General features: G+C 69.4%; 7 protein-coding genes. 3 read left to right on the top strand and 4 right to left on the bottom strand.

Annotation, left to right across the window (positions count from 1 at the left end; all coding sequences use genetic code 11):
* Positions 1 to 24 precede the first annotated feature (24 nt).
* The 3 genes from AB0N16_RS40355 to AB0N16_RS40345 all read left to right on the top strand — a co-directional run bounded on the left by AB0N16_RS40355 (position 25) and on the right by AB0N16_RS40345 (position 8,952).
* Positions 25 to 5,970, top strand: a complete 5,946-nt coding sequence (locus AB0N16_RS40355; protein ID WP_365805821.1) for a type I polyketide synthase — start codon at positions 25 to 27, stop codon at positions 5,968 to 5,970.
* On the top strand, positions 5,967 to 7,358 hold the full coding sequence (locus AB0N16_RS40350) for an MFS transporter (protein ID WP_365805820.1): 1,392 nt from the start codon (positions 5,967 to 5,969) through the stop codon (positions 7,356 to 7,358). The genes AB0N16_RS40355 and AB0N16_RS40350 overlap by 4 nt, the downstream gene beginning before the upstream one ends.
* A gap of 64 nt (positions 7,359 to 7,422) precedes the next feature.
* A complete protein-coding gene (locus AB0N16_RS40345; protein WP_365805819.1) occupies positions 7,423 to 8,952 on the top strand; it encodes a cytochrome P450 in 1,530 nt (509 codons plus the stop codon).
* A 133-nt stretch (positions 8,953 to 9,085) separates the two neighbouring features.
* Here the strand turns inward: AB0N16_RS40345 and AB0N16_RS40340 are convergent, their stop codons facing one another.
* From AB0N16_RS40340 to AB0N16_RS40325, 4 genes are all read right to left on the bottom strand, one after another.
* Positions 9,086 to 9,475 (bottom strand): nuclear transport factor 2 family protein, encoded by a 390-nt coding sequence (locus tag AB0N16_RS40340; RefSeq protein ID WP_365805818.1) that lies wholly within the window; start codon positions 9,473 to 9,475, stop codon positions 9,086 to 9,088.
* Between the two features lie 343 nt (positions 9,476 to 9,818).
* Positions 9,819 to 10,580: a thioesterase domain-containing protein gene (locus tag AB0N16_RS40335; RefSeq protein WP_365805817.1), complete on the bottom strand. Its 762-nt coding sequence runs from the start codon at positions 10,578 to 10,580 to the stop codon at positions 9,819 to 9,821.
* Positions 10,581 to 10,583: 3 nt separating this feature from the next.
* Positions 10,584 to 11,906, bottom strand: coding sequence for a cytochrome P450 (locus tag AB0N16_RS40330; RefSeq protein ID WP_365805816.1), 1,323 nt, complete (start codon positions 11,904 to 11,906; stop codon positions 10,584 to 10,586).
* The gene (locus tag AB0N16_RS40325; RefSeq protein ID WP_365805815.1) at positions 11,903 to 13,681 is read right to left on the bottom strand and encodes a non-ribosomal peptide synthetase; all 1,779 of its coding nucleotides are present in this window, start codon (positions 13,679 to 13,681) and stop codon (positions 11,903 to 11,905) included. Before AB0N16_RS40325 ends, AB0N16_RS40330 begins: the two co-directional genes overlap by 4 nt.
* Positions 13,682 to 14,036: the final 355 nt, after the last annotated feature.

Below are 14,036 nucleotides of genomic sequence, written 5' to 3'. Positions count from 1 at the left end.
GCGATTGATCCGCAGCAGCGGTTGATGCTGGAGGCGGCGTGGGAGGCGTTCGAGGACGCGGGTATTGACCCGACCTCACTGCGCGGCTCCGACACAGGCGTCTACTGCGGTGTGGGCGCCTCGGATTACGGAGCGGTACCGGCCGGCAGCCTTCCGGAAGTCGAGGGACTGCGGTTGACCGGAGCGACAACGAGTGTTGTGTCGGGTCGGGTTGCTTACAGTCTGGGGCTTGAGGGTCCGGCGGTGTCGGTGGACACCGCGTGCTCGTCGTCGCTGGTGGCCATGCACATGGCATCCCAGGCGCTCCGCTCGGGTGAATGCTCGCTCGCGCTGGTGGGCGGCGTGACGGTGATGGCAGGTCCGTTCCTGTTGATGGAGTTCAGTCGGCAGCGTGGGCTGTCGCCCGACGGGCGTTGCAAGTCGTACGCGGCCGGAGCGGATGGCACGGGTTTCTCGGACGGTCTTGGTCTGGTCGTGCTGGAGCGGTTGTCGGATGCGCGGCGCAACGGTCATCGGATTCTTGGTGTTGTCCGGGGCAGCGCGGTGAATCAGGACGGTGCGAGTAATGGTCTGACGGCGCCGAACGGTCCGTCGCAGGAGCGGGTGATCCGGCAGGCTCTTGCTAATGCTGGGTTGAGCCCTGCCGATGTCGATGCCGTGGAGGGTCACGGCACCGGCACGAAGCTGGGTGACCCGATCGAGGCGCAGGCGCTGCTGGCCACGTACGGGCAGGAGCGGGCTGACAACGATCCGCTGCGGCTCGGGTCCATCAAGTCGAACATCGGTCACACGTCGGCGGCGGCCGGTGTCGCGGGTGTGATCAAGATGGTCATGGCGATGCGGCATGAGAAGTTGCCTGCCACGTTGAACGTGGATGCGCCGTCGCCGCATGTCGATTGGGAGGCCGGTCAGGTCAAGCTGCTTACGGAGGCGGAGGAGTGGCCTGCGGGTGAGCGGCCGCGGCGCGCGGGGGTGTCCTCCTTCGGAGTCAGCGGTACGAACGCCCACCTCATTCTGGAAGAGGCGCCGCAGGATTCTGCGGTGTCGGTCGGGGAAGTGAGTGTGCCGGACCGGCCGGCCGCGGTGCTGCTGTCGGGCAAGGGCGAGGTGGCCTTGCGGGCCCAGGCCGAGCGGCTGCGCGCCCATCTGCTGGCGCATCCGGAGCTTGACGTCCTGGACGCTGGTTTCTCGTCGGTGGTGTCGCGGGCGCAGTTGGAGCAGCGGGCTGCGGTGGTGGCGTCGGACCGGGAGGGGTTGCTGGCGGGGCTTGCGGCTTTGGCCGGCGGTGTACCGGCGGCTGGTGTGTTCGACGGTCGGGTGGGGGCGGGTCGTACGGCGTTCTTGTTCACGGGGCAGGGGGCGCAGCGGGCGCGGATGGGTGTGGAACTCGCCGCTGCTTACCCGCAGTTCGCGCGGGCGTTGGATGAGGTGTGTGCGGAGCTGGACCCGCGGCTGGGCCGTTCGCTTCAGAGTCTGCTGGCTGCTGAGGAGGGCTCTGCGGATGCGGGGTTGCTGGATGCGACGGAGTTCACGCAGGCTGCGTTGTTCGCGGTCGAGGTGGCCCTGTTCCGGCTGGTCGAGTCCCTCGGAGTGCGCCCGGACTATCTGATCGGGCATTCGGTCGGTGAGCTGGTGGCCGCTCACGTGGCGGGGGTGCTGTCGCTGGCGGATGCGTGTGCGCTGGTGGTGGCTCGTGGCCGGTTGATGGGTGCGTTGCCGGCTGGTGGTGGGATGGCGGCGGTGCAGGCGGCGGAGGAGGAGGTGGCTGGGGAGCTGGCCGGGTTCGAGGGCCGGTTGTCGATCGCTGCGGTGAACGGTCCTCGTTCGGTGGTGGTGTCCGGGGACTTGGATGCGCTTGATGAGTGGTTGCCGCGGTGGCAGGGCCGGAAGACGACTCGGTTGCGGGTGAGTCATGCGTTCCATTCGCATCGGATGGAGCCGATGCTGGCCGACTTCCGCAAGGTGGCCGAGACCCTCACGTACCACGTCCCCCGAGTCCCGGTGGTGTCGAATGTGACGGGTGCTCTGGTGTCGGCGGAGCTGGCTGACCCTGGCTATTGGGTGGATCACGTCCGTCAGGCGGTCCGGTTCACCGACGGGGTTCGTACCCTGCAGGGCGAGGGTGTGACCCGGTTCCTGGAGTTGGGTCCGGATGGTGTGCTGACGGCGTTGGCGCGTCAGGCGGTGGATGAGGACACGGAGGCGGTGTTCGCGACCGTGTTGCGGGCGCGTCACCCCGAGGCGGAGACGTTCGCGGCGTTTATTGCGCAGGCGCATCTGGCCGGCGTGCCGGTGGACTGGTCGGCGCTGTATGCCGGTACCGGCGCTCGGCGCGTTTCCCTGCCGACCTACGCCTTCCAGCGCGAGCGCTACTGGCTGACCCCCGGCGCCGGGGCCGGTGACGCGGCCGCCGCCGGACTCGGGCGGCTCGACCACCCACTGCTGGCTGCCGCTGTCCAGGTGGGGGAGCGGGACGAGTGGCTGTTCACCGGACGCATGTCGCAGGACAGTGCGCCCTGGGTGCAGGACCACGTCGTGCTCGGCACGGTGATCGTGCCCGGCACCGCGCTGGTCGAACTGGCCGTGACGGCAGGGCAGCACGCGGGCAGCCCGGTGCTCGAAGAGATCGTCATGGAGGCACCGCTGATCTTTGAAGGCAGTGCGGCGGTGCAGTTGCAGGTCACTGTCGGCGAGCCCGATGAGGATGGCCGCCGTGCGGTCGTGCTCTACTCCCGTGCGGAGCAGCGGGGTGAGGGCGAGCGGCCCGAGGTGGTGTGTCACGCGCGGGGTGTGCTCGTGGCGGAGACGCAGCCGTTGGTGTCGGTGTTGCCGGTCGAGTGGCCGCCGCCGGGTGCCGAGCCGGTTGATGTCGAGGCGTTGTACACGCGTCTGGCGGACGCCGGGTATGACTACGGGCCGGTGTTCCAGGGGCTGCGGGCGGCCTGGCGTGATGGTGAGTACATCTTCGCCGAGGTCGCGCTTCCTGAGGAGCACGCCGAGTCCGCCCGGGGTTTCGGTATCCACCCGGCACTCTTCGACGCCTCGCTCCACGGCGGACTCGAGTGGCTCGACCACGGGGAGGAAGGGTTCTCGGCAGGGCTGCCGTTCTCCTGGTCCGGCATTCGTCTCGGGAACGGTGGCGTCTCCCGCGTACGGGTGCGGATCGGATCGGGGGGTGAATCAGCGCTGCGGATCGACATCGCCGACGAGTACGGCGTGCCGGTTGCGAGCGTGGACGAGTTGGCCTTCCGTCCGGTCGACCAGGCGCAGCTCGCGAGCGTCCAGCGACCGGGGAACAGTTCGCTGTTCACGGTGGACTGGACCACCCTCCCGACACCGCCTGCGGCCTCCGTACGGATCGCGGTGCTGGGTGAGTCGGGGTATGCCGATCTGGATGCGCTGGAGGGGGCGTTGGTCGGTGGTGCGCCGGTGCCGGATCTGGTGCTGGCCGAGGTGGACGGGTCGGCGGGTACTCCGCTGACCGTGGCCACGGGGGTGCTGGGGCTGGTTCAGCGGTGGTTGGCGGGTGAGGTGTTGGCTGATGCGCGGTTGGTGGTGGTGACGAGGAACGCGATCGCGGTGGGTGATGAGGTTCCGGATCTGGCGCTGGCGCCGGTGTGGGGTCTGGTGCGCAGTGCGCAGTCGGAGCATCCGGGCCGGATCACCCTGGTGGACATTGACGATGATGCCGACGGTGACGGTGGTGTGCCGGACTGGGGTGTGCTGGCTGCTCTGGAGGAGCCTCAGCTCGCTGTTCGTCGTGGTGGGTTCCTGGCGCCGAGGCTGGCGCGGGCGTCCTCCGCATCGGTCGAGGCGCCGGTGCTGGATCCCGACGGCACGGTGTTGATCACGGGTGGTACGGGTGGTCTGGGTGCGGTGTTCGCCCGGCATCTGGCCGCACAGCATGGTGTCAGGCGGTTGGTGCTGGTCAGTAGGCGTGGGCCGGAGGCTCCTGGTGCTACCGGACTCGTGCGGGATCTGGCGGAGTTGGGCTGCGAGGCCCAAGCCGTGGCCTGTGACGTGTCCGACCGCGGCGAGCTGGCCGCTCTGATCGGTTCCCTCGCCCATCCGCTGACGGCGGTGATTCATGCGGCCGGTGTCCTGGACGACGGTGTGATCACCTCCCTCACTCCCGCGCAGCTCGAACGCGTCATGCGGCCGAAGGTGGACGCGGCCCTGCACCTGCACGAACTGACCGCGGACATGGAGTTGTCGGCGTTCGTGCTGTTCTCGTCTGTGGCGGCTCTGATCGGCAGTCCTGGTCAGGGCAACTATGCGGCGGCGAATGCCGTGCTTGATGCGCTGGCTGCGCGCCGTCGTGCTGCTGGTCTGCCGGCGACCTCGTTGGCGTGGGGGTTGTGGGCGGATGCGACCGGGATGACCGGGGAACTGGACGAGGCGGAGTTGGCGCGGCTGGAGCGGATGGGGGTCGGTGCGCTGTCGACCGAGCTCGGTCTGGAACTCTTCGACGAGGCCCGGCGGCGCGATGCGGCCCTGGTCGTGCCGGTGCAGTTGGACCTCGTTGCCCTGCGGGCGCAGGCCCGGACGGGCCTGCTGCCGGCACTCCTGCGCGGCCTGGTCCGTGTGCCGGCACGACGTACGGACCGGACGGCCGGTGGTTCGCTCGCGCAGCGGCTGGCCGACGTCCCGCAGGCGGACTGGGAGCGGGTCGCGGTCGATCTCGTGTGCGGTCAGGTGGCGGCCGTACTCGGCCATGCCACACCCGAGGCGATCGAACCCGAACGCGCCTTCAAGGAGCTGGGCTTCGACTCGCTCGCCGCTGTGGACCTGCGGAACCGGCTCACCCAGGCCACCGGCGTGCGGCTCCCGTCCACGCTGGTCTTCGACCACCCGTCGCCCGCCGCCGTCGCACGGTTCCTGCTGGCGGAGGTCGGCGAAGCACCGGCCCGCGCGCGGCACCAGAAGTCCGCGGTGGCCGCACCCGTCGATCCCGTGGCCGGCGGAACGCTCAGTGCGCTGTTGCGCCACGCCCACGACGCGGGTTCGATCGTTGCGGCGGTACCGCTGCTGACCGAGGCGTCCAGGTTCCGGCCGTCCTTCGCGTCGGCCGCTGAACTCGGCGGCAGCGACGGGTACGTCGTACAACTCGCGCAGGGCGGTGAGGGCAGGGGGCTGCCGAAGCTCGTCTGTGTGCCGTCGTTCGTGGTCGGTTCCGGTCCGCACCAGTTCATGCGGTTCGCCGACCACTTCGACGGGGAACGCGACGTATACGTCTGTTCGCTGCCGGGATTCCGTGGCGACGAAGCCGCGCCGGGGTCCTGGAACGCCGCGATCGAGGTCCTCGCGGAGGCGATCCGGCGGGCCGTCGGCGACGATCCGTTCGTCCTGGTCGGGTACTCGATCGGTGGTGTCATCGCGCATTCGCTCGCCGTCCGGTTCGAGAACGAGGGCGTGATACCTGCGGGTGTGGTCATGATCGACACACCCACGCCTGAGGGCGAGGAGGAGACCAACCGGGTCTTCTCCCTGGTGATGACGGAAATCCTTGAGCGCGATCACGAGGCCATCGCCATCGACGACGCCAACTGGCTCGCGATGGGCACCTACATGCGCCTCCTCGCGGAGCGCGACGCAGCCCGGATCACCGCCCGCTCCCTCCTGATCCGCGCGGGCGAACCGCTGGGCCGGCGGAGTGAGAGCGGCGGAGCAGACATGCGCGGCGGAGCAGACGTGCTCGGCGGAGCAGACGTGCTCGGCGGAGCAGACGTGGACGGCGGAGCAGACGTGCGCGGCGGAGTAGACGTGCGCGGCGCAGTGGAGGTAAGCGGTGAAGGACATGCGAGCCGTGAAGGGGGCGCGAGCCGCGAGGGAGATGCCGGAGCGGCCGACGGCTGGCCCGCTTGGGAGGTCGGCGACGACCAAGTGGTGATCGTCGCCGACCATTTCGAGCTGATCGAGTCCGCGGCATCCGCGACCGCGGACGCAACTGAAAGGTGGCTTGAGGCATGAGTTCGACCACGCCCCGTCGAGGTCTGCAGATCGCCGTGGTCCTCACCGGCGTCTTCGTGTCGTCGCTGGATCTGTTCATCGTGAACATCGCGTTCCCGGACCTGGGCCGCTCGTTCCCCTCGGCGACCCTGAGCGATCTGTCGTGGGTGCTCAGCGCGTACGCGATCACCTTCGCGGCTCTGCTCATGCCGGCCGGCCGCTGGGCGGATCGCTCCGGACGCAAGAAGGCGTACCTGAGCGGGCTCGTGGTGTTCACGGTGGCGTCGGCCGCCTGCGCGGCCGCGCCTTCGCTGGGACTGCTGGTCGCCGCGCGGGTTCTGCAGGCGATCGGTGGCGCCATGATGCTGCCGAGTTCGCTCGGTCTGATGCTGCCGCTCTTCCCAATGGAGCGGCGCGGTACGGCGATCGGGCTGTGGTCGGCGATGGGCGGCGCGGCCGCGGCGGCGGGCCCGCCCATCGGCGGGCTGCTCGTGGAGGCCGACTGGCGCTGGGTGTTCCTCGTCAACCTTCCCATCGGCGTCGCCACGGTGTTCCTCGGCTGGTGGACGCTGCGGGAGATCCGGGAGGAGTCGCGTCAGGTCCCCGACGCGCTCGGTGCCCTGGTACTCGCCGGGACCATCGCGGCGGTCGTCGCGGCGATCGTGCAGGGCGAGGACTGGGGGTGGGGCGGGGCCCGGGTCCTGGGCCTGTTCGCCCTGGGCCTGCTCGGTGCCTGGTACAGCCTGCGGCGTGCCTTCCGGCATCCCACTCCCGTCATCGAGCCGGCCATCCTGCGGATGCGGGCCGTGGCCTTCGCCGACCTCGCGACACTGCTGTTCTTCGCCGGGTTCGGAGCGATGATCCTCGCGTCGACGCTGTTCCTGACAGAGGTCTGGCACCATTCGGTGCTGCGGGCCGGCCTGGAGATCACACCCGGTCCGGTGATGGCCGCCGTCTTCGCCGTGCCCGGCGGCCTGCTCACCACCCGGTACGGGGCGCGTGTCGTCGGCCTGGGCGGCAGCGTGCTGTTCGCGGCCGGCGGTGTCTGGTGGGGAGTGGCGACCGGCGGCACCCCGGACTACGTCGCCGACTTCCTCCCGGCGGGCATCATCGCGGGGATCGGCTCCGGTCTGGTGCTGCCGAGTCTGTCCGGGGCGGCCACGCTGCCGCTGCCGCCCGAACGCTTCGCCACCGGCACCGCGATGCTCTCGATGTGCCGTCAGGTCGGGCTAGCGCTGGGTGTCGCCGCCGTCGCGGCCGTGCTCGGTTCCCGGCCGGACGTCTCCGCCTTCCACACCACGTGGCTGTTCATGGCGGCGTGCGGGCTCGCGGGCGGAGCCACGTTGCTGGCGATCGGCGCAGAACGGCGCCCGGTGGCGGCGTACACGCTCGCTGAGGCACGCGAATGAGAGGGCCCAAGAAACGTCCGCGGCCTGAACCGACCATGTGGTGTTCGAGAAAAGGATGACAGAGATGGATGTGTCCAAGTCGAGTTCGGGCCAGGGCGGTCAGCCCGAGGCGGAAGGCTGCCCGGTCGACCACAGCGCGCTCGCCGCGGCCTCCGGGGCTTCCGCTGCCGGCGAGGCTCCCGAGATCTCCGGCGCCGAGCGTCCGGCCGAGTCGGCCGCCCCGCACCAGCGGGCCGCCATGCCGGCCACCGCGCTGCCGGGGCCGCGGATCCCCGCGCCGTTGCAGATCATCAAGTACTGGAAGCGCCCGGCCGATTACGTGGAGCGCTGCCAGGATCAGTACGGCGGCCGGTTCGCGCTGCGTATTCGCGTCCCGCCCAAGCCGCTGTACGTACTCTCGGACCCCGAGGACATCAAGCAGATGTTTCTGGCGCCCGCCGATGTCCTGCACACCGGCACCGGTTCCTCCACCATCGAGAAGTTCACCGGCCAGTCGGGTCTCGCCTGGCTGGACGAGGACGAGCACAAGGTCCGGCGCAAGCTCCTCATGCCGAGCTTTCACGGCAAGGCGCTCCAGCGCGTCGGGACCTCGATCGACGAGATGGCCGTACGCGAGGTGGCACTGTGGCCGCGCGGCCGTGACATGCCGCTGCACCCGCACATCCATCGCTTCACCCTGCATGTGATCCGCGAGGTGATCTTCGGGTCCAAGGTGCCGCGGCAGTGGGACGAGCTGATCGAGGTGCTGATCGGGATGATGCGGTTCAACAACCGCATCGGCTCGGCCATGATGATCCACAAGATGCCGCCCGCGGCGGTCAAGGTGCTCAGGGCCATACGGCCGCTCGGCTTCCACGAGTTCCTCACGCTCCGGGAGCGCGCCGACGCACTGATCGCCGAGGCGGTCGACGAGCGCCGCGCCTCGGGCGATCCCGGTGACGACATGCTCGCGGTGATGCTCGGCATCACCCATGAGGACGGCTCGCCGCTGACCCACCGGGAACTGCGTGACGAGATGATGACCATCTTCCTCGCCGGTACCGAGACGACGGCCGCTGCCATCGCCTGGTCGTTCGAGTTCCTGAGCCGGGAGCCGGAGGCGCTGAAGAAGCTGGTCGCCGAGATCGACGCCGGCGAGAGCGACGAGTACCTGACGGCGACGGTCCACGAGGTGCTGCGGATGAAGCCGTCGATTCCGCAGATCATCCCCCGTACGGTCATGAAGCCGATCGAGATCGGCGGTGTGCGTTTCGAGCCCGGGATGCTTCTGTGGGCGAGCGCGTACCTGATGAACCGCGATCCGTCCCTGTACCCGGAGCCGAAGGCGTTCCGCCCCGAGCGTTTCCTGGGGACCAAGCCCGGTGTCTACACCTGGATCCCGTTCGGAGGCGGGCGGATCCGCTGCCTCGGGGACAAGATCGCCCTTCTGGAGATGAAGGCCGTCCTCCGCGAGGTGCTGTCGCAGTGCGAACTGCACCGCCGGGATCCGCGTCCGGAGGGGACCCGAAGCCGCAGCGTCTCCGCTCTGCCGGAGCGGGGGGCGATGCTGGAACTACGGCCCAGGGTGCGGGAGGCGAGCCTGAGCGCCGGCTGAGTCCGGACAGCGAAAAGGGCCGCGGGGCTGCCTCACCATCCCCGCGGCCCGCTGTCCTTTCACCTCACGTCACGGCCCAGGCTCTCGGCCACGTGCCCGGCCCCTCGACGGGAGCAGCCGGGCCGGACACCGGTCAGGCCGTGATGTTGATCCCGGCTGCCGCGAACTGCGCGATCATCGCCTCACGCAACGCCAGGGTCGCAGTGAACGGGCGGACCATCACCACGAGTTCACTGACCGCGCCGGACTCGTCGACGTGGAAGAAGTTGCTTCCCTCGATCTTCTTGTCGCCGACGTGCGCGTGGAAGAGGAGGGAGTGGTCGACGCCGTCCTCGGAGACGATGTCACGCACGAAGACGACGTCTTCGAGAACCTGCCCCACCGCGCGCAGGATCGGGGCGACGGCTTCACGGCCCTCGAAGGCCTTGAACACGACAGGGCTGCGGAAGACCACGTCGTCGGCGAGCAGCGCCACGGCTGCGTCCATGTCTGTGGTTTCGAGCGCGGCGCGGAACGGATGCACAGTCGGACCTCCTGCTGGACAGCAACGAGTGTGGATGTCGCGCCCACCCGAGTGGACGCGCCTCACGCTATCCCCGCCCCCTGGCCGTCACCCGACAGTCGTCCTAAAGCTGCCAGCAAGTTCCCAGCGGCCACGCACACGTTCAGCGGCCACGCCTCTCGCACAGCACGTTCCGTCCGGCCGCCAGGCTCCCCCCACCGCACACCGTCCGTCTCCGGAAGAAGCCCGGCCCCCTCGGTGAGTACGGGACCAGGAGGTTCTCCGCCCAGGGCGGGGCCCGCCTCGTGACAGCGGCGGCCCCCGCCTCGAACCTTCCGTGAACGGACGGGAACTGACGAGCCGTTCAGCTTCTCGGTCCCCTGGGCGCCGAACATCCCTCGGCCAGCAGTTCGAGCAGCTTCTCGGGAGGGCGCAGGAAGTCGTAGTGCCCACCGGGGAGGATCGTCTGACTGAATCTGCGGGGCTCGGTGTAGGAGGTCCAGCCCCCCATCAGCGCGGGCTCGATCTCCCGGTCGTCCCGCCAGCCGATCGCGTGGATGTCGGAGGGGATGATGACAGGCTGCTCCAGACGGTACTGCTGACTGGCGCCGAGATCGGCCCGCAGGACCCGGAGGTTGATGTCGATCAGGTCGGGCTGCGGAAGACCGCCCATTGCCCGCGTCAGCTGCATCAGCTCCTCGGCCAGCTCGGCATCGGTCATGCTGAGGAACCGTCCGTAGGGACCGTCGTGCGGGGCGACCTGGGAGGAAACGAACAGGATGTCGGGGCAGGGCAGGCCGTTGCGCGCCAGGTGAAGGGCGGTGGCGAAAGCGGGCAGCACGCCGCCGCAGTGACCGAAGAAGCCGAAGGGCCGGTCCAGATGAGGGAGCAGGCGCTCGGCCGCCTGCTCCGCGAAGGCCTCATAGGTGCCGAAATGCGGCTCTCGGATCCGGTTCTCGCGGCCCGGGGGCTGGATCAGGCATATCTCGACATCGCCCATTCGCCGCGGCCACTTGTTGTACATGGAAGCGCCGAGACCTGAGTAGGGGAAGCAGAACAGCCGTGCTGCCGCCCAGTCCTGCGGGTCCCGCAGCAGAAGCCGGCCCGGTTGTCTGGCAGTTCTCATCCTTCACCTCCGGACGGCGGGTACGGGTACGGGCCCGGCCGAGGCAAGGGCCCGGGACAGCGCCGCGGCGGCACCGGGACGCAGCCGCGCGGTCACCGGCACGCTCTTGACGCCGGCCACGAAGTTGGAGGCCAGATGCTCGACCGGGCCTGCCACCTGGAACTCCTCGATCAGTTCGGCGATCTCGGCGAACGCCACCTGCAGCGCGATACGGGCGAGCGGCGCGCCGATGCAGTAGTGGGGGCCGAATCCGAAGCCCACGTGGCGGTTCGGGGTACGGGTGATGTCGAAGCGGAAGGGGTCGGGGAAGACCCGTTCGTCGCGGTTGGCGGAGCCCAGCCATGCCACCACCGCGTCCCCCTCACGCAGGACCGTGCCCGCCACCTCGGTGTCCGCCGTCACATGACGCATGATGTGGTTGGCCGGTGAGGTCCAGCGCAGCCCCTCCTCCACGCAGCTCGCGGTACGCGACGGGTCCTCGGTCAGCCGGCGGTGCTCGGCGGGATGCTCGGCCAGCGCCAGCACGGTGCCTGCCAACGCATGCGGCGTGGTGACGTTGGCGCCGAGCAGAAGGCTGTAGCAGTTGTAGACGATCTCGTCATGATGCAGCCGGCGGTCCCCGGCCTCCATCCGGATCAGGAAGTCCACCAGGTCTTCCTCGGCGTCGGCACCGCCGTGCCGGAGTCTTCGGCGGACCTGTGCGGAGAAGTAGGAGAACAACTCGGCATGGGCGGCGGCCAGTGTGCCGTAGCCGTCGCTTTCACGGTATTCCTCGTCATGAGGGGCGACCGCTGCCGTGCTCAGTCGAGTCAGCTCCGGCCAGTCGGTCTGCGGCAGGCCCATCACTGTGCCGATGAACGCCATCGGGAAGCCCGCCCCCGCCCGGGCCGCGTCCCACGTGCCACCGTCGAGGAGAGGAGCCAGCAGCCGCTGCACGATGAGCCGGATCGCCGGGCTGCGGGAGGCCAGGGAGCGGTGCGACAGCACCTTGGTCATCGGTTCGCGCATCGCGGTGTGGATCGGCGGGTCGCTGGCCACCATCATCATGTCGGCCGCGGGATCCGCACCACCGAGGACGGAGAGCAGCGTTCCGCGCCGCGAGGTGAACCGGTTGTGGTCGCGCAGTACGTCATTCACGTCCTGGTAGCGGGTGACGGACCAGAAAGCGCGGCCGTCCGGCAGGACCTGGCGGTGTACCGGAGCCCGCAGCCGCATGTCAGCCCAGACGGTGTGCGGATCACCGTCGGTGTAGAGCGCGGTGTCGAAGAGGTTCACCCCGCCCAGGTCGGTTTCGTGCCGCTCCGGATCCGGCACCGTGATCCTCATGCCCGCGCCTCGTCTTCTCGTACCGCGGCGGTGATGAACTCCGCCAGCTCGGAAATGGTCGGATGCCGGTAGAAGGTCATCGCCGGGACCCTCACGTCGTACTCGACGCTGATCTCGCTCGTGATTCTGGCCGCCATCAGCGAGTGGCCGCCCAACTCGAAGAAGTCGTCGTCGGCGCCCACTTCGGACAGCTCCATGAGCTCGGCCCACAGTTTGGAGAGCCAGATCTCGACGTCGGTGTCGGGCCGGCGGTAGCTCGTGCTCAGCTCCGGGCGGACGGGCAGGAACACATCGGCAAGAGCAGCCCGGTCCACCTTGCCGTTGGCGTTGAGGGGCAGCGACGCCAGCCGCACAAAAGTCGCGGGGATCATATGGGCCGGGAGCAGCGCCGAGAGGTGGCCGCGCAGTTCGGCTGACAACGACGCCTCGCTGCCGACGTAGAAGGCTGCCAGATGGCGGTCCGTGCCCGGCTCGCCCCGGACGACGACGGCCGCGTCCGTTATCTCCCCGTGGCTGCGGAGCGCTGCCTCCACCTCGGCGGGCTCGATCCGGAACCCGCGGATCTTCACCTGGTCGTCGGCCCTGCCGTGAAAGAGCAGGACGCCGTCGGGTCGGCGGCTCGCCAGATCGCCGGTCCGGTACAGCCGTTCACCCGGTGATCCGAAGGGGTTGGCCACGAATCTCTCGGCTGTCAGGCCCGGTGCGTTCAGGTATCCGTGCGACAGGCCGAGGCCCCCGGCGTACAACTCGCCCACCTCGCCTTCGGGGACCGGAGCCAGGCGCTCGTCCAGGATGTGCACCACGGTGCCGTCGATGGGACGGCCGATGGGCACGGTGCCGCCCCCCACCGGAGATGCGATCGGGTGGCAGGTGGTGAACGTGGTGTTCTCCGTGGGACCGTAGCCGTTCACCAAGGTGGTGTCGGGAAGCTCGCGCAACGCGCGGTCGACATGGCCGGGCGAGAGGGTGTCCCCGCCGGCCAGCAGGTATCTCAAGCCGGTCAGATCGGCGGTTCCGGACTCGACCACCGCGTGGAACAGTCCGGCGGTGAGCCAGAGGAACGTGACGCCCTCCGCACGGACCAGGGCGCTGATTTCCGCCGGCGAGAGGTCGCCGGGCGGAGGTATCACCAGCCGCCCTCCGTTGAGCAACGGTCCCCATATCTCCAGGGTCGAGGCGTCGAAGGCGACCGGGGCGAACTGGAGGAAGACGTCGTCCTGCTGGATCGGCAGGAGACTGTTGCCCAGCACCAGCCGGATCACCGCGCGGTGCGGTACGCACACGCCCTTCGGACGGCCGCTGGAACCGGAGGTGTAGGCGATGTAGGCCGTACTCGATCCGGTGGAGGCCGGAGCCGGAACACGGTCCGGTACACCGTCGTTGTCCGGACCGGACAGCGGTTCGTCGTCCAGGACCAGAGCGGCGGCGGTCTCGCCGACCCGGCCGACGAGACCGCGCTGTGTGATCACGACGGCGGCCCCGGCGTCCCGCACCAGTTCCGACAGGCGCTGCGGCGGCTGCCTCGGGTCCAGCGCCAGGTAGCCGCTGCCGGTCTTCAGTACTGCGAGAAGGGAGGCGATCAACGCCGCGGACCGCTCCAGGCAGATGGCGATGGGTGGGTCACCGCCTCCTCGCAGTGCTCGTAACCGGCGGGCGAGCCGGTCCGACCACGCGTCCAGGGCGGCATAGGTGAGCTGGGCGTCCGGCGCACTGACCGCGATGCGGTCCGGAGTGGCGGCGGCCTGTAGAGCCACGATGCGATCCAAGGTCGTCATACGTGGGGTGATCCCTTTCCGATCGGTCGTTTTCCCGGGTTACCGGGACCTGCTGTCAGGGAGATCCGGGTCGGCGACGCCGTGACGCCCGGCTCGCCGAGGCACCGTGCCGGACCGCGTCGACTCCGGCGCCGGCCCGGTCGTCGGGCCGAGGGCCCACGGGGCTGCCAGGGAGGCACCGGCTCGGCGGGGACGAGTACGTCCAGCGAGAGCGGACGGTTTGCCGACTGGCAAGGGGGAAATGGCGCAGAGATTACTTCTCGACCGGAAGGAGCTGATTCGGGATCTCGGGCGGAATGTGAAGGACGTGTGCGGTGAACGGGACAGTGCGTGATTCCTTCCCGAGTCGCATGGG

Source organism: Streptomyces sp. NPDC051105, from assembly GCF_040682795.1.
In the GTDB taxonomy this organism is placed as follows: Bacteria; Actinomycetota; Actinomycetes; order Streptomycetales; family Streptomycetaceae; genus Streptomyces.
The sequence above is the reverse complement of the archived record's forward strand: the minus strand, read 5'-3'. Positions and strand labels throughout refer to the sequence as shown.

Coding starts and splice junctions, on each gene's coding strand:
- AB0N16_RS40355 (WP_365805821.1), top strand. CDS start 25: ATGCTGGAGGCGGCGTGGGAGGCGTTCGAGGACGCGGGTATTGACCCG.
- AB0N16_RS40350 (WP_365805820.1), top strand. CDS start 5,967: ATGAGTTCGACCACGCCCCGTCGAGGTCTGCAGATCGCCGTGGTCCTC.
- AB0N16_RS40345 (WP_365805819.1), top strand. CDS start 7,423: ATGGATGTGTCCAAGTCGAGTTCGGGCCAGGGCGGTCAGCCCGAGGCG.
- AB0N16_RS40335 (WP_365805817.1), bottom strand. CDS start 10,580: ATGAGAACTGCCAGACAACCGGGCCGGCTTCTGCTGCGGGACCCGCAG.
- AB0N16_RS40330 (WP_365805816.1), bottom strand. CDS start 11,906: ATGAGGATCACGGTGCCGGATCCGGAGCGGCACGAAACCGACCTGGGC.
- AB0N16_RS40325 (WP_365805815.1), bottom strand. CDS start 13,681: ATGACGACCTTGGATCGCATCGTGGCTCTACAGGCCGCCGCCACTCCG.